General features: G+C 73.0%; 16 protein-coding genes. 6 read left to right on the top strand and 10 right to left on the bottom strand.

Going from position 1 to position 18,126, the window contains the following annotated elements; genetic code table 11:
• Positions 1 to 259 precede the first annotated feature (259 nt).
• Positions 260 to 829: a TetR/AcrR family transcriptional regulator gene (locus tag ITX44_RS17715; protein WP_205358199.1), complete on the top strand. Its 570-nt coding sequence runs from the start codon at positions 260 to 262 to the stop codon at positions 827 to 829.
• A 229-nt stretch (positions 830 to 1,058) separates the two neighbouring features.
• The gene (locus tag ITX44_RS17710; protein ID WP_205358198.1) at positions 1,059 to 2,582 is read left to right on the top strand and encodes an MFS transporter; all 1,524 of its coding nucleotides are present in this window, start codon (positions 1,059 to 1,061) and stop codon (positions 2,580 to 2,582) included.
• Positions 2,583 to 2,762: 180 nt separating this feature from the next.
• On the opposite strand, the gene ITX44_RS17705 is transcribed toward ITX44_RS17710, so the two are convergent.
• Positions 2,763 to 3,800: a Glu/Leu/Phe/Val dehydrogenase dimerization domain-containing protein gene (locus ITX44_RS17705; protein ID WP_205358197.1), complete on the bottom strand. Its 1,038-nt coding sequence runs from the start codon at positions 3,798 to 3,800 to the stop codon at positions 2,763 to 2,765.
• Between the two features lie 78 nt (positions 3,801 to 3,878).
• On the opposite strand from ITX44_RS17705, the gene ITX44_RS17700 reads away from it, so the two are divergent.
• A complete protein-coding gene (locus ITX44_RS17700; RefSeq protein WP_205358196.1) occupies positions 3,879 to 4,346 on the top strand; it encodes an Lrp/AsnC family transcriptional regulator in 468 nt (155 codons plus the stop codon).
• 150 nt (positions 4,347 to 4,496) lie between these two features.
• Here ITX44_RS17700 and ITX44_RS17695 read toward each other — a convergent pair whose 3' ends face one another.
• From ITX44_RS17695 to ITX44_RS17670, 6 genes are all read right to left on the bottom strand, one after another.
• Positions 4,497 to 6,083: a sugar ABC transporter ATP-binding protein gene (locus tag ITX44_RS17695; RefSeq protein ID WP_205358195.1), complete on the bottom strand. Its 1,587-nt coding sequence runs from the start codon at positions 6,081 to 6,083 to the stop codon at positions 4,497 to 4,499.
• Positions 6,080 to 7,075 (bottom strand): ABC transporter permease, encoded by a 996-nt coding sequence (locus ITX44_RS17690; RefSeq protein WP_205358194.1) that lies wholly within the window; start codon positions 7,073 to 7,075, stop codon positions 6,080 to 6,082. The genes ITX44_RS17695 and ITX44_RS17690 overlap by 4 nt, the downstream gene beginning before the upstream one ends.
• Entirely contained in the window at positions 7,072 to 8,166 is a 1,095-nt protein-coding gene (locus tag ITX44_RS17685) for an ABC transporter permease (RefSeq protein ID WP_205358193.1), read from the bottom strand. Before ITX44_RS17685 ends, ITX44_RS17690 begins: the two co-directional genes overlap by 4 nt.
• Before the next feature lie 2 nt (positions 8,167 to 8,168).
• The gene (locus ITX44_RS17680) at positions 8,169 to 9,257 is read right to left on the bottom strand and encodes a mandelate racemase/muconate lactonizing enzyme family protein (RefSeq protein ID WP_205358192.1); all 1,089 of its coding nucleotides are present in this window, start codon (positions 9,255 to 9,257) and stop codon (positions 8,169 to 8,171) included.
• Positions 9,258 to 9,350: 93 nt separating this feature from the next.
• Positions 9,351 to 10,409 carry a substrate-binding domain-containing protein gene (locus ITX44_RS17675; RefSeq protein ID WP_205358191.1) on the bottom strand — a complete coding sequence of 353 codons (1,059 nt, stop codon included), beginning with the start codon at positions 10,407 to 10,409 and terminating at the stop codon, positions 9,351 to 9,353.
• A 138-nt stretch (positions 10,410 to 10,547) separates the two neighbouring features.
• Positions 10,548 to 11,654, bottom strand: a complete 1,107-nt coding sequence (locus tag ITX44_RS17670) for an enolase C-terminal domain-like protein (RefSeq protein WP_205358190.1) — start codon at positions 11,652 to 11,654, stop codon at positions 10,548 to 10,550.
• Positions 11,655 to 11,775: 121 nt separating this feature from the next.
• Between ITX44_RS17670 and ITX44_RS17665 the strand changes: the two genes are divergently transcribed.
• Positions 11,776 to 12,723 (top strand): FadR/GntR family transcriptional regulator, encoded by a 948-nt coding sequence (locus ITX44_RS17665; RefSeq protein ID WP_205358189.1) that lies wholly within the window; start codon positions 11,776 to 11,778, stop codon positions 12,721 to 12,723.
• Here ITX44_RS17665 and ITX44_RS17660 read toward each other — a convergent pair whose 3' ends face one another.
• From ITX44_RS17660 to ITX44_RS17650, 3 genes are all read right to left on the bottom strand, one after another.
• On the bottom strand, positions 12,724 to 14,184 hold the full coding sequence (locus ITX44_RS17660) for an MFS transporter (RefSeq protein WP_236060801.1): 1,461 nt from the start codon (positions 14,182 to 14,184) through the stop codon (positions 12,724 to 12,726).
• Positions 14,185 to 14,329: 145 nt separating this feature from the next.
• On the bottom strand, positions 14,330 to 15,049 hold the full coding sequence (locus tag ITX44_RS17655; protein WP_307795328.1) for a response regulator: 720 nt from the start codon (positions 15,047 to 15,049) through the stop codon (positions 14,330 to 14,332).
• On the bottom strand, positions 15,046 to 16,230 hold the full coding sequence (locus tag ITX44_RS17650; protein WP_205358188.1) for a sensor histidine kinase: 1,185 nt from the start codon (positions 16,228 to 16,230) through the stop codon (positions 15,046 to 15,048). Before ITX44_RS17650 ends, ITX44_RS17655 begins: the two co-directional genes overlap by 4 nt.
• A 279-nt stretch (positions 16,231 to 16,509) precedes the next feature.
• Here ITX44_RS17650 and ITX44_RS17645 point away from each other — a divergent pair, with 279 nt between their 5' ends.
• Together ITX44_RS17645 and ITX44_RS17640 are read left to right on the top strand one after the other, a co-directional pair.
• Positions 16,510 to 16,815, top strand: a complete 306-nt coding sequence (locus tag ITX44_RS17645; protein ID WP_205358187.1) for an MSMEG_0570 family nitrogen starvation response protein — start codon at positions 16,510 to 16,512, stop codon at positions 16,813 to 16,815.
• Entirely contained in the window at positions 16,812 to 18,125 is a 1,314-nt protein-coding gene (locus ITX44_RS17640) for an MSMEG_0569 family flavin-dependent oxidoreductase (protein WP_205358186.1), read from the top strand. Before ITX44_RS17645 ends, ITX44_RS17640 begins: the two co-directional genes overlap by 4 nt.
• Position 18,126: the final 1 nt, after the last annotated feature.

The following is an 18,126-nucleotide window of genomic DNA, read 5'->3' as shown; positions in this document are numbered from 1 at the left end:
CCTTCCAGGCCTTCCGGGGCCGCCACGGCCGTTGGTGGGCCGGTGCGCATGCCGCGCGCCGGCCCACTGCCGTATCCGGGGCGCTCGTACGGGAGCGGGCCCGGGCCCGGGCCCGGGCCCGGGCCCGCTCCCGCGTACGCCGGACCGCCCCGCACACGAGAGTGGAGTACCCTCCGTTTAGCGGGGCCCTGCAACGGTCGCGCGGGAAAAACCGGGAAGGAACCAGGAAGGAAATCGCCGGGATGACGGGGCAACGGGGATGACGAGGCAGGCGGAACGCCCGCTGCGGGCCGACGCGCGGCGCAACCGGGACCGGATCCTGGCCGCGGCGGTACGGCTGTTCGCGGAGCCGGGGCCGGCCCCCACCTTCGACCGGATCGCCAAGGAGGCCGGGGTCGGCATCGCCACCCTGTACCGGAACTTCCCCACCCGCGAGGCGCTGGTCGAGGCCGCGTACCGCAGCGAGCTGGTGAAGCTGTGCGACGCGGCACCCGGGCTGCTGGCGAGCGGGCCGGCGCGGGCGGCGCTGCGCGCGTGGACCGGCCGCTTCCTGGACTACACCACCGCGAAGGCCGGCATGGCCGACGCCCTGCGGGCCGCGATCGACTCCGGCCGCAATCCGTACGCCCACTCCCGCGAGGCGATGCTGGCGGCCCTCACCTCGCTGCTGACCGCGGGGCGCGCCGACGGCACGCTCCGGGCCGACGTCACCCCCGAGGACGTCTTCGCCGCACTCACCGGCGTCGCCCTGGCTGCGGGCGGCCCGGACCAGCGCGAGCAGGCCGAGCGCCTGCTCGACCTGCTCCTGGACGGGCTCGCGGCGGACTGACGCCACCACGCTCGCGGCGAGCCGTCGCCGCCATCCGGCCCGGCGCCATTGATGCGACCGGCGCCCGTCCGGGCGGCTCCCGCACCACCCCCGCGCGTCCGGCGCGACGATGCGCCCGGGCGGCCCGCTTGCTATCTGGAGGCTCCTCCATTTAGGATCGGGATAAGTGGAGGATATTCCACTTACCCAAGCGGGGTCCCGCTCCGCATCCCGTCCCCCGGAAGCGCCCATGTCGATATCCCCGTCAGCATCCTCGTCACCCTCGCCGGCCGCGCCCGCCGCCCCACCCCGGGCCGCGGCCGAGCGCCGCCCCGCACCCGGCACCTTCGCGATCCTGGCCGCGGCGGTCTCCGCGTACGCCCTGCTCCAGTCGCTGGTCGTACCGGTGCTGGCCACGATCCAGCAGGCCATGCACACCAACCAGTCGGCCGCCACCTGGGTCCTGACCGCCTATCTGCTGTCCGCCTCGATCTTCACCCCGATCATCGGCCGCATCGGCGACGCCGTCGGCAAGAAGCAGATGCTCGTGGTGACCCTGGCCGCGCTCGCGGTCGGCCTGCTGCTGGCGGCCGTCGCCGGCAACATCGGCGTCCTGATCATCGCCCGCGTGCTCCAGGGCATCGGCGGCGGCGTGCTGCCGCTGGCCTTCGGCATCACCCGTGACGAGTTCCCGCCGCACAAGGCCCCCGCCACGGTGGGCGTGCTCGCCGCGCTGACCGCGGTCGGCGGCGGCCTGGGCATCGTGCTGGCCGGCCCGATCATCAACGCCCTGGACTACCACTGGCTGTTCTGGCTGCCGCTGATCGCCGTCGTGATCACCGGCCTGGCCGCCCAGTTCTTCCTGCACACCTCCCCCGTCCGCTCGGGCGGGCGGATCAGCGTGACCCCGGCCGTCCTGTTGTCGGTCTGGCTGGTGTGCCTGCTGCTGGCGCTGAGTCAGGCCTCCGACTGGGGCTGGGGCTCGGCCCGGGTGATCGGCCTGCTGGTGGCCGGTGTGCTGCTGGCCGCCGCCTGGATGGTCTCCGAACAGCGCGCCGCCACTCCCCTGGTCGACTTGCGCATGATGCGGCAGCCGGCGGTGTGGACCACCAACCTGGTCGCCCTCCTGGTCGGCGTCGGGATGTACGCGACCTTCGGCTTCCTGCCGCAGTTCCTCCAGACGCCCTCGTCGGCCGGCTACGGTTTCGGCTCCAGCGTCACCGCCTCCGGCCTGATCATGCTGCCCTGGCCGCTCACCATGTTCGTGTTCGGCACCGCCAACGGCCGGCTCACCGCCCGCTTCGGCTCCAAGGCCCTGGTGGTGGCCGGGTCGGCGATCTCCGTGCCGGCGTACGTCCTGATGACCGTCGCCCACGACCGGGTCTGGGAGCTGTGCGTGGCCACCGGGCTGCTCGGGGTGGGCCTCGGGCTGGCCTTCTCCGCGATGTCCAGCCTGATCGTCACCGCCGTCCCGGCCCACCAGACCGGCGTGGCCTCCGGCATGAACGCCAACATCCGCACCATCGGCGGCGCCGTCGGCGCGGCCCTGATGACCAGCATCGTGACCGCGCAGGCCGGCCCCGGCGGGCTGCCGAAGGAGTCCGGTTACGTGTGGGGCTTCGGCGCGCTCGCCGTCGCGACCGTCCTGGCGTTCCTGGCCGCGCTGCTGATCCCGCGCACCATGCCCGGCCACTTCTCCCCCGCCGCCTCCGGCCCGGCCGAACAGCCGGCCGCCGTCGCCGCGCACAGCTCCGCGGGCGACGCCTCGGCGTGACCCGCTGCCGGTACGTCACCGATCACGACGGTCACGACGGGACCGGGCCCGGTGCCGCCGCGCAGTCGCGGCCCCGGGCCCGGTGCGGCGTACGCCCGTACCCGGTACGGCAGTCGGGGTACGGGCACGGGCCGTCGTCGCCTCGGCCGGATGACGGGCGGCGCGGCAGCCGACGGCCGGTCAGATGGCCATCAGATGCTCGTTGGTGCGTTCTGCGCCGGTGAGGCGTACCTCGGCCAGGGACAGCGCGGCCCGCAGCGGCGGGCGGGGCTCGGCGAGCAGCGAGCCGACCGTGGCGCCCAGGGCGGTGACCCGGGCGTACGCGTCCTCGTGGGACAGGCCGAGCAGGTCGCGCGACGTGATGTAGATGACGCCGCCCGCGCTCGCCACGAAATCGGGGACGTAGGTGATGCCCCGGGCGGCGAGCAGGTCGGCGACGGAGTCGTCGGTGAGCTGGTTGTTGGCCGGGCCCACGATCAGCCGGCAGGCCAGGCCCGGGACGGTGTCGGGGGTGAGAATGCCGCCGACCGCGGCCGGGACGAAGATGTCGCAGCGCGTTTTGAGCACGTCCTCGGGGCGTATCCAGCCGTGCCCGTCCTGGCCGGCCTCCTCCTGCTTGGCCGGGTCGATGTCGCTGACCAGCACGCGGGCGTCGGTGAGGGCCCGGGCCACCAGCGCGCCGACCGAACCGTATCCGGAGATCAGGACGGTGCGGCCGGTCAGGGACTCGGTGCCGAGGACCGCCCGGGCGGCCGCGCGCAGGGCCGCCACCACACCGGCGGCGGTCGGCCCGCTGGAGGAACCGGTGCCGCCCTGCTCCTCGGGCAGGCACACCACGTGCGTCGTACGGGTGCGCAGCACGGCCATGTCGGCGGGGCCGGTGCCCACGTCCGGGCCCGCGGTGTAGCCGCCGCCCAATTCCTCGATCAGGTCGCCGAGGTCCTCCAGCGCCGCCTGCCGCAGCCGCGGGGTCGGTTCGGTGTCCGGCCCGAGCGCGATCACGCTCTTGGCGCCGCCGAAAGGCAGCCCGGCCGCGGCGGTCTTGTACGTCATCGCCTCCGACAGGCGCAGCGCGTCCTCCACGCCGTCGCGCCAGTCGGCGTAACGGCGCATCCGCACGCCGCCGACGGCCGGGCCGAGAGCGCGCGAGTGGACGGCGACAGCGATCGGGAGGCCGGAGCGGGTTCCGCGGCGGACGGTCACTTGTTCATGTCTCATACCGGAAAGCTAGGCTTCTGCCCCGCCGCCGCGGCCCCGCACCGAACGACGTTCGGCACCGGCGGCTCGGAGGTGGGCATGGACGAACTTGATTCGGCGATCGTGCGGGAGTTGCAGAGCGACGCGCGGCAGTCCAACCGCGACATTGCCCGGAAGGTGGGGATAGCGCCGTCCACCTGCCTGGAGCGGATCCGGCTGCTGCGGCGGCGCGGGGTGATCCTCGGCTACCACGCGGACGTGGACCTGCCCGCCCTCAACCGCGGGGTCCAGGCCATGGTCGCGGTCCAACTGCGCCCACTCGGCCGGGACATCGTGATGTCCTTCGAGCAGAGCGTCCTCGCCCTCCCCGAGGTCCTCTCCGTCTACACGATGACCGGCAGCGACGACTTCCTGGTCCACGTCAGCGCGCAGAGCATCGGCCACCTCCACGGCTTCCTCCTCGACCGCTTCACCAGCCGCCGCGAGGTGGTGAGCTTCCGCACCTCGATCATCTACCAGCACCTGCGGAAGACGGCCCCAGAGCCCCTGCCTCCGGCGGCGCGCTGACACCCTGTTTCGTGCGGCTGTCCCGTACGGCATCGGCGCCCGCCTCGTCCGCGTCCCCGGCGCCGACCACGTGCCGCACCGCGACGGGGCCGCGTCCGGGAACCGCTGGCTGGCCGAGGTGTGGGGATGAGCCTCGGGCCGCCGACGGAATCACACCGCGGCGGCGTGGAGGAGGTGGCCGATGGCGCGGCTGGTGGAGTCGTAGTCGTGGGTGTCGTTGGCGACCTCGCCGGTGAGGCGGTAGTCGCGCATGACGAGGACGCGGTCGGCGAGGGTGACCATTTCGGGGAGGTCGGAGGAGATGAGGAGGATGGCCAGGCCGTCGGAGGCGAGGTGGACGATGAGTTCGTGGAAGGCGGCCTTGGTGCGGACGTCGATGCCGACGGTGGGTTCGTCGATGATGAGGATGTCGCAGTCGGCGGCGAGCCATTTGGCGAGGCTGATCTTCTGCTGGTTGCCGCCGGAGAGCTGGCCGGCGAGCTGGGCCGGGCCGGACAGGCGGATGCCGAGGCGTTCCTGGTAGGTGGTCAGCAGGTCGCGTTCGTCGCGGTCGCGGATCAGGCCGGCCCGGGACAGGCGGTTCCACACGGTGACCGCGACATTGCGGGTGAGGGGTTGCTGGAGGAAGACGCCCTCCTCCTTGCGGTTCTCGCTGACGTAGCCGATGCGGTGGCGGTGCAGGGCCTGGCCGACGCTGGTGATGCGGGTGGGGCGGCCGTGGACCTGTACGGTGCCGGCGGTGACGGGGTGCAGGCCCAGGACCGCGCGGGCCAGTTCGCTGCGGCCCGCGCCGACCAGTCCGTACAGGCCCAGGATCTCGCCGGGGCGTACGGACAGGGACACGTCCCGGTGGCCGAGGGCGGTGGCGACGCCGTCGAGCCGCAGGGCGGGGGCCGTGCCGGGGGCGACGGGGGCCTTGTCGAGGCGGCGGGCGGCGTGGGCGCGGCCGACCATGAGGTTGACGATTTCCTCCTGGGTGTAGTCGGCCAGCGGGTGGGCCTCGGCGACGCTGCGGCCGTCGCGCAGGACGGTCACGGTGTCGGCGACGGCGAAGACCTCTTCGAGCTTGTGGCTGACCAGCACGACCGCGCGGCCCTCGTCGCGCAGCCGGCGGACCACGCCGAAGAGGTGCTCGGTCTCCTCCGCGGTGAGGGAGGCGGTCGGCTCGTCCAGCAGCAGCACCCGGCTGTCGGTGGCGAGCGCCTTGGCGATCTCCACGAGCTGCATCTGCGCCACCGACAGCGCGGAGACCGGCCGGTCCACGTCCAGCCGCACGCCGAGCCGGTCCAGGCAGCCCCGGGCCAGCTCGCGCATCGCGGCCCGGTCGACCAGGCCGCGGCGGCGCGGGGTGGACTGCAGGGCGATGTTCTCGGCGACGGAGAAGGCGGGGATGAGGTTGCGTTCCTGGTGCACGACGCCGATCCCGGCCCGCTGGGCGTCCTGCGGGCCGGAGAACCGTACCTCGTGCAGGCCGGCGTCGGTGTCGGAGGGGCCCTTCACCAGGTCGGTCGCCGGCCCGGGCTCCTTGCCGTGGGCCCCTGCGTCGTCGCGCGGTACGAGGATGCGGCCGCCGTCCGGCCGCAGCACCCCGGTCATGATCTTGATGAGCGTGCTCTTGCCCGCGCCGTTCTCGCCGAGCAGGGCGTGCACGCTGCCCGGCTGGAGGCGCAGGGTGGCCCCGTCCAGGGCCCGGACCCCGGGGAAGGTCTTGACCAGGCGGTCCGCGAGATACGTCATGGGGTCCCTCCGGCCCGGGGGCGGCGCAGTTGGGTGATCAGGACGGCGCCGAGGACGACGGCGCCGACGATGAGGTCCACCCAGTCGGGGTTGATGGAGTACTGGGCCTGGGCGACGTCGACCAGACGGATGATCAGGGCGGCCAGGCAGGTGCCGAGCACGCTGACGACCCCGCCGGCCAGGGCGACGCCGCCGATGATGGGCGCGGCGAAGCTGGGCAGCAGCAGGTCGTCGCCGATGGTTGCGTTGACCGAGCCGGACAGCGCGACGACCATCACGCCGGCCGCGCCGGCCAGCAGGCCGGACACGAGGTGGGCGACGACCAGGGAGCGGTCGTTGGACACGCCGGAGAGCCGGGCGGCCAGCGGGTTGCCGCCGCTGGCCAGCAGCCGCCGGCCGAGGGGGACGCTGCGGAAGAAGAAGGCCACGAGGATGGCGATGGCGACGGCGGCCAGGAACACCGTGGGCACGCCGAGCACCGAGCCCTGGCCGAGCGAGACCAGCCGGTGCGAGTAGCCCTGGTACGTGGCGGTGCCGTGCACGCCGTACCGCAGGCCGTCGATGATCGTCATGGTGGCGAGGGTGACGACGAACCCGTTGATCCGGGTGAGCACCACCAGCAGGCCGTTGACCAGGCCGATGGCGGCGCCGGTGAGGAGCGCGCCGGCCACCGCGAGCCAGGCGGGCAGGCCGGCCGCGACCATCAGCCAGGCGCAGACCATGGCGCAGAAACCGGTCAGCACACCGACGCCGAGGTTCATCTGGCCGACGCTCAGCACCGCCATCTGGGACAGGCCGATCACCATGGGCACGGCCAGGAACTGGAAGATCGCGGTGAGGGTGCCGCCGGAGACGACGGCGCCGTGGGTGGTCGCGGCGAGCACCACGTATCCGGCGACGGCGAGCGCGGCGAGGGTGGTCTCGGTGCCGGCGATCCGCTCCGGCAGGCGCGGGAGCCGCGGCCGCCGTTCGGGCGGGGTGAGGGTGGTCATGCGCCGCCTCCTCGGCGTTCGGCGACGACGTGCCGGACGCGGTCCAGGGACAGCGCGGCGAGCAGCACGAGGCCGATGAAGATCTTGAGCTTTTCCACCTGGAACTGCAGGAGGGTCAGGCCGGTCTGGATGACCTCGGTGATGGCTGCGCCGAGGACGGTGCCGATGACGCTGACCGCGCCGCCGGCCAGCAGGGTGCCGCCGAGCACCGGGCCGAGGAAGGACGGCAGCAGGAACTGGCTGCCGATGTCGGCGGAGAAGGCGCCGTTGTTGATGGCCAGCAGGAAGCCGGCGAGTGCGGCGAGCAGGCCGGACAGGCTGTGGGCCTGCACCACCCGGCGGGCGGTGGGGATGCCGGAGAGTTCCGCCGCCTTGAGGCCGGAGCCGGTCATCAGGATCTCCCGGCCGAGCCGCGCGTACCGGAACAGCAGCCCGACGGCCAGCGCCGCGACCAGGGCGATCGGCACGATCAGCGGGACGGGCGGGCCGCAGACGCTGCCGGTGCAGTAGTCGCTGAAGGTGTCGTTGCGCAGCGAGTCCATGCCGGCCGGGTGGACGTGGAAGGCGACGCCGTCGCCGACCCCGCTGTAGAGCAGGGAGACCAGGCCGACCAGGCCGAAGTCCAGGGCGAGGGTGACCACGAAGGAGTTGACGCCGGTGGCCTGGATGGTCCAGCCCGCGGCGGCGCCGACCAGGGCGCCGACGGCCAGGCCGATCAGCAGGCCGACCGGCAGCGGCACGGACAGCTTGTCGTACGCCCAGCCCATCGCGAAGGCGGAGACGGCGGCGATCCGGCCGACGGCGAGGTTCATATGGCCCAGCGAGAGCACCGACAGCTGGGCCAGGCCCACCACGACGGTGACGCTGAGGTCGGCCTGCATCGGCTCAAGGGTGAGGCTCGTGTTGAGGAACTCCGAGCGCAGGGAGGAGAAGACCACCACCAGGATCACGAGCAGGACGAGCAGGCCCAGACGCGGGTTGGCCCACAGCGGCAGCGCGCGGACGGGCACCGGGACGGCGGGGTCGGGGGCCGGGAGGGCCGCGTCGGAGGCGGCGGGCGGGGAGGGCGGGGCGTGCGGCGGTCTGCTCATCGTCATTCCTTTCGCAGCGCGTCGATGGCGTCGCGGTCCCAGTCGATGCCGAGTCCCGGGGCGGCCGGCACGTGGGCCATGCCGTCGCGGACGGTCAGCGGGGTGCGGGTGATCGCCGTCAACTGCGGGATGTACTCGAGATAGCGGCCGCCGGGCACGGCGGCGGCCAGGCTCACGTGCAGCTCCATCAGGAAATGCGGGCACATGGGCACGTTGTGGGCCTCGGCCAGGTGGGCGACCTTCAGCCAGGGGGTGATGCCGCCGATGCGGGCGACGTCGGCCTGCACGATGCCCGCCGCGCCCTGCCGCAGGTACTGGGCGAACTGGCCGGCCGAGTAGAGGGATTCGCCGACCGCGACGGGGATGGAGGTGGCGGCGGCGAGCGCCGCGTGACCGGCGATGTCGTCGGCGGGCAGCGGCTCCTCCAGCCACAGCAGGCCGGCCGGTTCCAGCAGCGCCGCGCGGCGGACCGCCTCGGCGGCGGTCATCGACTGGTTGGCGTCGACCATCAGGTCCACGTCCGGGCCGACCGCCCGGCGCACGGCGGCCAGCCGCTCGGCGTCCTCGGTCGCGGACGGCTTGCCGATCTTGACCTTGATGCCGCGCAGGCCGCGTTCGACGGCCTGCCGGGCGCCGGCCACGAGTTCGTCCTCGGTCAGGTGCAGCCAGCCGACCTCGGTGTCGTACAGCGGGATGCGGTCGCGGGCGCCGCCGGCCAGCAGCCACAGCGGCAGTCCGGTCTGCCGGCCGCGCAGGTCCCACAGCGCGGTGTCGACGGCGGCCAGGGCGAGGGAGGTGATGGCGCCGACCGCGGTGGCCCGGGTGGCGGAGAACAGGTCGAGCCAGACCGCCTCCACCCGCCGGGCGTCCTGGCCGGGCAGCCGCGGCAGCAGGTAGTCGCGCAGCAGCGCCAGAACGGCGGTGCCGCCGGTGCCGATGGTGTACGAGTAGCCCGTCCCCTGGCCTCCGTCGGCGGTGGTGATCTCGACGAAGACGGTCTCCTGCTTCAGGAACGACTGGACGGCGTCGGTGCGTTGCGCCTCGACGGGCAGGTCGACGAGGTATGCCTCGGCGCGGGTGATGGTGGACAACGGGTGCTCCTCGTCAGGGACGTGCGCGACGGCTTGCGCGGTGAGGTGCGCGGCGGCTTGTACGTCGGCTCATACGGCGACTCAGGCGTCGGCTCATGCGGCGCAGGACAGGTAGCTGCCGTCGAAGTCCTTCTTGAGCTGGGCGGTCTTGGCCTGGCGGTCGTTGTCGTACGTGCCGACGTTCGCGGAAGTGACCACGAAGGAGCCGGAGTCGACGGTCAGGCCGGGGGTGCGCATGGTGCAGCCGCCGGCCAGCTTCATCAGGACGTACGAGCCCACGTACGCCTGGCCCACCGGGTTCTGCACCACGGAGGCGGTCACCGAGCCGTCCTTGATGTCGGCCAGGATCGTCGGGTCGTCGTCGATGGCGACGACCTTGATCGGCAGGCCGGCCTTCTTGACCGCGGCGGCCGAGGCGACGGCCGGGTTGTAGGCGGTGTTGACGATGCCGCCGATGGCGGAGCCCTTGGCGGCGAGCAGGTCGGCGACGGCCTTCTGCGCGGTCTGAAGGTCCGTGTCGATGTCGGTGACGGTCTGCACCAGGGTGACCTTGCCGCCGGTCTCGGCGACGGCCTTGGCCACGCCGGCCTCGCGGCGCGCGGTGTTGGAGTCGGTCTTGTTGCCGGTCAGGTGGACCAGCTTGCCGTGCCCGCCCATGGCGGCGATCGCGGCCTTGGCCGCCTTGTAGGCGGCCTGTTCGACGTCGGTGGACAGGCAGAAGTCGGCCTCGTCGGTGCTGCCGGCCGGGCAGGAGCCGAGGGAGGCGACGTGGAAGCCCTGCCGCTTGAGGTCGCTGAAGGTGGAGTTGATGTTGTCCGGGGAGACCCCGAACACCCCGAAGGCGTTGTAGCCGTGCGCGGCCAGGGACTTCAGGACGGAGTTCTGGGTGGTCTGGTCCCAGCCGGAGGTCTCGTTGAAGGTGACCTGGCCGAGGCCGAAGTCGGTCTTCGCCTTCTGCAGGGTGGGCTTCCAGGGCTGGAAGTAGGGGTGCGGTCCGCCGGGGACCAGCGCGACGCCGACCTTCGCGGCGGACAGGCCGTGGCCGGCGGCGGAGTGGGTGTCGGACTTCTTGGCGCAGCCCGCCGCGGCGACGGCCAGGGCGAGCAGGCCGGCGGACAGCGCGAGGGTGCGGCGGGTGAGGCTGGAGCGCATGACTTACCTCTCTGTAAGTCCTGTGTACGTGTGAAGGGGCGCGCGGATGCCGCGGGCCCGGGGGTGTGCGCCGGGACGTTGCCCGGGGTGTGCCTGGGGGTGTTGCCGGGGGTGTTCCGGGGGTGTTCCGGGGGCCTTTCAGGCCGACGGCTCGGCGGTCTCGACGTAGGGCAGCAGGGCGGCGGGGTAGTCCAGGCCGGCGGGCAGGGCGATGCCGGGGCCGACGGGCGCGTGCACGTAGCCCTCGCCGTCGATCTCCGGCTTCTTGCGGACGTCGGTGCTGGTGATCAGCGACTCGTAGTAGGTGGTGTTGGAGATGGCCATCGACAGGTGCCGGCTGGGGATCTCGTCGCCGAGCACCTCCGCGCGCAGCCGGAAGGAGTCGGCCAGGTGCGCGGTGCGCATGGCGCCGGTGATGCCGCCGCGGGTGGAGGCGCTGGCCCGTACGCCGAAGGTGGCCGCGCCGGCGGCGATGAAGTCGGCGGTGTTCATGTGGGCGCCGTCGGAGGTCTCGGCGACCAGCAGCGGGATGTCCACGGCGCGGGCGAGCCGGGCGTAGGCGGTCACGCTGAACTCGCGCATCGGCTCCTCGTACCAGAGGAAGCCGGCGTCGTGCAGGGCGCGGCCGAGCAGGACCGCGTCGGGCAGGTCGAAGCCGGCCGAGCCGTCGTACATCAGCGGCACGTCGTCGCCGACGTGCTCGCGCAGCCGCCGGCCGAGTTCGGCGTCGGCCCGGGCGTCGCCGAAGGCGTGCAGCTTGACCGCCTGGTAGCCGAGCTCCAGGCAGGCGGTGGCCACGTCGAGGAACTCGGGGATGTCCCGGAAGGTGACCGTGGACGCGTAGGCGGGGATCTTGGTGCGGAAGCCGCCGAGGAGCTGCCACACCGGGCGGTCGGCGATCCGGCCGGCCAGATCCCACAGGGCGATGTCGACCAGGCCGAGCACGGGGAGCGGGAACTCCTCGGTCCGGTCCAGCTCCCAGACCCGGTGCCACAGCAGTTCGCGCTGGAGCGGGTCCTTGCCGGTCAGTTCGGCGCGCAGGACGCGGTCGGCGATGTCCTCGACGGCGGCGGCCATGCCGGGGCGGGTGGCGAGCGCGACGCCGGTGGCGCCGGTGTCGGTGCCGATGCGCAGGACCGCCGCCTCGCCGTCGGGCGAGGACCCGAGCAGGCCCTTGCGCCAGGCGAAGGGCGGGCGGGGGCCGGGCAGCGGGATGCGGAACGTCTCGACATGGGTGATGTGCACGGGGAACCTCTCGTCACCAGGGGGCCGAGCAAGCGGCTGCAACGTAATTCGTAATACGAATGCCGTCAAGGGGTCGCGTCGACTATGCTCCGGCCCGAGGACCTACCGGAGAACGGATGCCATGAGCCCTGCTCAGCCGCCGCACGATCTGCCGCACGAGCCGCCCTACGATGCGCCGCACGACCCGCTTCACGATGCGGGGCCGGACGGACCGGCTGCCCCTCCCGCCGCGGAGAGCGCGCCCAAGCTGCCGTCCTGGCCGCGCCGGCCCAAGCGGCTGGCCACCGCTGTGGTGGAGGACCTGGTCGACCGCATCGTGGGCCGGGAGTTGCCGGAGGGCAGCGCGCTGCCCATCGAGCCGGTGCTGTGCGAGATGTTCGCGGTGAGCCGCACGGTGATCCGGGAGGCGGTCAAGTCACTGGAGGCCATGCGGCTGGTGCACGCCCAGCAGGGGCACGGCACCCGGGTGCGCAGCTCCGACGAGTGGGACCTGCTCAACCCGGTGGTGCTGGCCGCGAGCGTCCGGCACGACGCGGAACTGTCGATCCTGGAGGACATGGTCGCCACCCGCCGCGCCCTGGAGTCCGAGATGGCCGGGCAGGCCGCCGACCGCGCCGACGCCCGTCAACTGCGCCGGATAGAGGCGGCGTTCGCGCTGATGCTGGCCGAGGAGCACGACCCGGCCCGCTTCCTGCGCGCGGACCTGGAGTTCCACGACACGATCATGGTGGCTTCCGGCAACCGGGTGGGCCGCGCGGTGGTCCGTACGATCAACGCCGAGGCGTTCCGCAGCCTGCGCTACATCGGCGAGACCACGGTGAAGGACTGTCAGGACTCCAACGCCGAGCACCGCCTGATCTGGGAGCGCGTCCAGGCCCACGACCCCGAGGGCGCGGCCCGCGCGATGAACGACCACATCCTGCGCTCCTGGCTGCACCGGCGCCCCACACCGCCGGCGGCCCGGGCCGCCGACTCGGGCCCGGGCTCGGGTTCCGCCTCCGTCTCCGTCTCCGTCTCCGCCGACGCTGCGGGACTTGACGGCGGGTCCGGGCCGGCGGACGCGGACTGATCACGCGGGGCGGTGCTCCGTACGGGGGCGGGCCCGGCGCAGGAGGGCGAAGACCAGGAGGGCGCCGGTCACGGTGAGGGCGGCGTCGATCAGGACGGCGAGGGTGACGCCGCCGAGGACCGCGTCGGCGGCGGCTTCGTGGGTCTTGAGGGCGTGGATGCGGCTGTTGGCGATCGCACTGAGGACGGGGATGCCGGCGGTGATGCCGACCTGCTGGGTCATGGAGGTGAGGCCGGTGGCCAGGCCCTGTTCGTCGTCGGCCAGGCCGGAGGTCGCCGTGACCATGTAGGAGACGACGGCGACCATGTGGCCGAAGCCGCCGATCGAGGTGGCCGCGATGACTAGGGCGACGCTGCCGTGGCCGTGGCCGACGAAGAACAGTGCGGCGGTGGACAGGCCCTGTACGAGCAGGCCGGCGGGCAGTACGTTCCGGCTGCCGAACCTGGCGATCAGCCGGGGCGCGGCGACACCGCCGAGCAGTGCGGTGACACCCGTGAGGGCGAAGACCAGGCCGGCGGCCAGCGCCGAGTAGCCCAGGGTCTCCTGGAGGTACAGCGTCATCAGGAAGATCGCCGCGGTCTCCATGGTGAAGGTGGCCAGGCCCCCGAGGTTGCCCCAGCTCACGGTGGGCCGGGACAGGAAACGCAAGGGGGCCAGCGGCTGCTCGACCCGCATCTCGACCGCGACGAAGACGGCGAGCAGCACCACGCCCACCGCCATCGCGGCCAGGCCGGGTGCGTTGCCCCAGCCCTTGGCGCCGAGGGTGGAGATGCCGTAGATCAGCGCGGCCAGGCCCAGGCTCACCGTGACCGCGCCGGGGACGTCGGGCCTGCCGCCGCGCTCGGCTCGGCTCTCGGCGACCACCATCGGGACCAGCACGAGGACGGCGACGCCCACCGGCACATTGATCAGGAACGCCCAGCGCCAGCTCACCACGCCGGTGAGGACGCCGCCGAGGACCGCGCCGATGGTGAAGCCGGCCGACAGCAGGGCGCCGTTCAGGCCCAGCGCCCGGTCGCGCAGCGGCCCTTCGGGGAAGGACGTGGTGAGCAGCGACATCGCCGCGGGGATGACGATGCCGGTGGCCAGGCCCTGGACCACCCGGGCGGTCAGCAGCACGGCGGGCGAGCCGGCCAGGCCGCCCAGCAGCGACGCGGCGACGAGCAGCCCCATCCCCGTCAGCAGCATCCTGCGCCGGCCGAGCCGGTCGGCCACATTGCCGAACACCAGGGTGAAGCTCGCCGAGGTCAGCGCGAAAGCGGTCGCGATCCACTGGAAATCGGCCAGGGCGAAGCCCAGGTCCTTGCCGATGACGGGAATCGCGACATTGAGGATCGAGAAATCGGCCGACACGATGAACTGGGCGCCGAGCAATACCGCGAGGACGGTTTTCTGCCGCCCGGTCATGAAAGCGGGCGACGGGCTGTTCTTCGTGGCGGACACTTCGTCGAGTGTCGACATGCGGGTGGGCCTCTCATTTTCCGGCATTCCAGGGGCACAAGCACTCCTGATTCACCGTAGGGGCGCCCACCAGCGCGAACCGGCCCCGGTACACCGCAGGTTCGGCGCCGTACATCCAAAGTGACACCGGCCGGATCCGGCGGGATCAGTTCTTCGCGCGGCCGTCCGCGGCGTCGCGTCCGGAGCGGCGGGCGACGGGGGCCGGGGCGATAAGGCCGGCGTCCTGAGCCTTGTTCACGGCGTCGATACGGGACACCGCGCCGAGCTTGCCGAAAATGTTGTGCAGGTGGCGCTTGACGGTGCCCTCGGTGATGCCGAGCCGCCCGGCGATCTGGCGGTTGCTGAGCGCCTTGGCGACCAGGTCCAGCAGACCGCGTTCCCGGGCGGACAGCGGCCCCTCCGCCTCGGCCGTACCGGCAACGGCGCCGAGAGCGGCCGGATCCGGGACGGAGACCAGCACCGCCCGGTCGTCGCTCATCGCGCTGCGGATCACCGACACCAGGTGCTGCCGGCTGACGTCCTTGCTCAGGTACCCGCGCACGCCGAGCCGCAGCATGTCCCGTACGAAGCCCGGCGAGTCGTACATGCTCAGGATCACCACCCGGCTGGCGGGCGAGACCTCGCACAGCCGCTGCACGGCCAGCGCGGCCGGGATGCCGGGCATGTCGATGTCCAGCAGCACCAGGTCCGGGCGCAGTTCACGGGCCGCGGCCACCGCCCGGCTGCCGTCGCCGACGTCCGCGACGACCTCGAAGCCCGGCTCGGCGTTCAGCGATTCGCGCAGCGTCTCGCGCAGGATCGCGTGGTCGTCCACGAGCATGATGGTGATCCGGGCGGCGCCGGAGCGGTCGGCGGCGGTGGTCACGGCAGCGGCAGCCGGATCTCGACCCGGGTCCCGGCGCCCGCGGGCGGCACCGGGCCGGAGACCGTGACCGTACCGCCGAGCGCGGCGGCCCGCTCCCGCATCGAGGTCAGCCCGAAGCCGCGGCGTCCGCCGGACCCGGATCCTGGCTCGGACCCGGACCCGGCCCCTTGCCCGGGCCCGCCGGGCGCGATCCCCCTGCCGTCGTCCGCCACCACCGCGGTGATCGCCTCCGACGTGATGTCGACCCGTACGGTCGCCGCCTCGGCCGCCGCGTGCGCGAACACGTTGCGCAGCGCCTCCCGCACGATCAGGAACAGCTCGCGCCGGTGCCCGTCGGGAATGAGCAACTGGCTGCCCGCGACCCGCACATGCACCGCGGTACGCCCCGCACCCGCGCTGTCGGCGAAGGACACGATCTCCTTCTCCAGGTCCACCGACGGCGGTTCGGAGAACTCGGCGATCAGCCGCCGCGCGATCAGCAGCGCCGAAGCCAGGTGCTCCCGCGCCCCGCCGACCCGTTCCGCGGCGGCCTGCGGGTCGCCGTCCCGGTACAGCTCACTCAGCTCCAACTGCCGTAAGGCGATGCTCAGTTCGTGTCCCAACTCGTCGTGCACCTCGCGGGCGAGCCGCCGCCGCTCGCGCTGCCGGGCGTCCTGGGCGCTGCGCACGATGTAGGCGTCGTACGAGTCCCCGGGCGGCCGGCCGTCCGCGGCCAGGTTGCGGTGCAGCACGGTCAGCGCCCGCCCGATCTCCGGCACCAACTCGGGGCGTCGCACCGCCAGCGGCAGCAACTCCTTGAGCACGATGTCCATCAGCAGACCACCGCGGCCCGGGGTGCCGTCCGGCTCGTCACGTTCCTCCGGAGTAGCCACGGCATCCGCCCGGTCCACCAGATCCGCCGGGTCCGCCGCTCCCCCGGCGCCCACCGGCCCGTACGAGCTGCTTGGGACCCGCCCGAGGCCGGCTTCCCCGCCCCGGTCGTACCCCTCGTCGAGCTCCCTGACGGTGGCCGCCAGCAGTTCGTCCGCCCGCTCCATGCAGGCCGGCAGTACGGAAGGGTCGCTGCCCAGCGCGCTGCCCGTCTCGCGCAGCCGCCGCTCCAGCGCCCGCAGGATGTCCGGGCGGCGCGCGTCCAGCACAGCGCTCACCGATATCTCGGCGGTCGGGACGTCGTGCGGCATGGGCGCCCCCAGAATCGCGGAACAGCGTGATCACGGCCACCGGCACGGGCATCGCAATCCTATACCGGCGGTGATTTCCCATCAGCTCAGCGTGTTCCGGGGCCGAGCCGGCTTTGCCTCGGAGGCAACAGCGCGTACCCACACCCTCACCCACTGTGAGGACTCTGTAACGCCCCTTTATTCCGGATGACGCCATCCGGTAATCGCCGCTGGCTGAAGTGGTGCCCACAACGCGGCGGCGAGGTGTCGGCACCTCGGCGCCCCGCATGGAAGGACGTCATGCCTGAGATCTATTTCCATGTGCGCTGGCCCGACGGCACGACCGAGCGCTGCTACTCGCCCTCCACCGTGGTCGAAGACTACGTCACGGCGGGCGCGGTGTACGACCTCGCGGACTTCGTGGGGCGCAGCCGTACCGCGCTGGGGATCGCGAGCGACCGGGTGCGGGCCACGTACGGCTTCGCCTGCACCGGCGCGTCCGACCAGCTCACGCGGATCGAGCGGGTCGCCGCGGGGTACGCGGGACAGGCCGGGGCGAAGGTCACCGTCGAGTCGATCGTGAACGCCGACGGGAGCCCGCGGTGAGCGCGCGGTGGCCGGGCGGGACCCACTACCCGGTGGCCGTCGTCGGCGGCGGCCAGGCCGGGCTGTCGGTCAGCTACTGCCTGCGCGAGCGCGGCGTCGAGCATGTGGTGATCGAGGCGCACGAGGTGGGCCACGAGTGGCGCGAGCGCCGCTGGGACTCCTTCTGCCTGGTCACTCCCAACTGGCAGTGCAAGCTGCCGGGTTTCCCCTACCGGGGCACGGACCCGCACGGCTTCATGGTCCGTGACGAGATCGTCCGCTACCTCCAGGACTACGCGGCGCACTTCCGGCCGCCGCTGGTGGAGGGGGTCCGCGTCACCGGGCTGCGGCGCTCGCCGGCCGGGATCTTCGAACTGGCTACCACGGCGGGGGACATCACCGCCGGCCAGGTGGTGGTGGCCACCGGCCCCTACCACACCCCCTCGGTGCCGGTGATGGCCCAGCGGCTGCCGGCCGGGATCGCGCAGCTCCACTCCTCCGCCTACCGCGGCCCGGACCAGCTCCCCGACGGCGCGGTGCTGGTGGTCGGCACCGGCCAGTCCGGCTGCCAGATAGCCGAGGACCTGCACCTGGCGGGGCGCACGGTCCACCTGGCGGTGGGCAGCGCGCCGCGGGTGGCCCGCTTCTACCGCGGCCGGGACTGCGTGGCCTGGCTGGACGAGATGGGGCACTACGCCAGGTCCATCGACGAGTTCGAGGACGCCGGCGCAGTACGGATGCGGGTCAACCACTACGTCACCGGGCGCGACGGCGGCCGGGACATCGACCTGCGGGCCTTCGCCCGGGACGGGATGCGGCTGTACGGGCGGCTGACCGGGATCGACGGCCGCGCGCTGGAGTTCGGCGCCGGCCTGGCGGCCGACCTCGACCACGCGGACGCGGTGGCCGAGGGCATCAAGGACGCGATCGACGCGTACATCGCCGCGCGCGGGATCGGCGCGCCGGACGAGCCGCGGTACACGCCCGTGTGGCGGCCGCCGCCGGGACCGGCCCGGCTCGACCTCGCTGAGGCCGGGATCACCGGCGTGATCTGGTGCACCGGATTCACCCGCGACCACCGCTGGATCGAGGTTCCGGCCTTCGACGGCCGCGGCTACCCGATGCACTGGCGCGGCATCACCAGCACCCCGGGCCTGTACTTCCTGGGCCTGCCCTGGCAGTGGTCGTGGGGGTCGGGACGGTTCGAGGCGGTGGGCCGTGACGCGGAGTTCCTGGCGAACCACATCGACGCCTCGCGCCGGTACGCCGATGTCTGCGGCACCCTGACCGGCGCGCCCGCCGAGTTGACCACCGCGCTGCCGGTGGGCTGAG

The organism is Actinacidiphila acididurans, assembly GCF_016918855.1.
Taxonomy (GTDB): Bacteria; Actinomycetota; Actinomycetes; order Streptomycetales; family Streptomycetaceae; genus Actinacidiphila; species Actinacidiphila acididurans.
The sequence above is the reverse complement of the archived record's forward strand: the minus strand, read 5'-3'. Positions and strand labels throughout refer to the sequence as shown.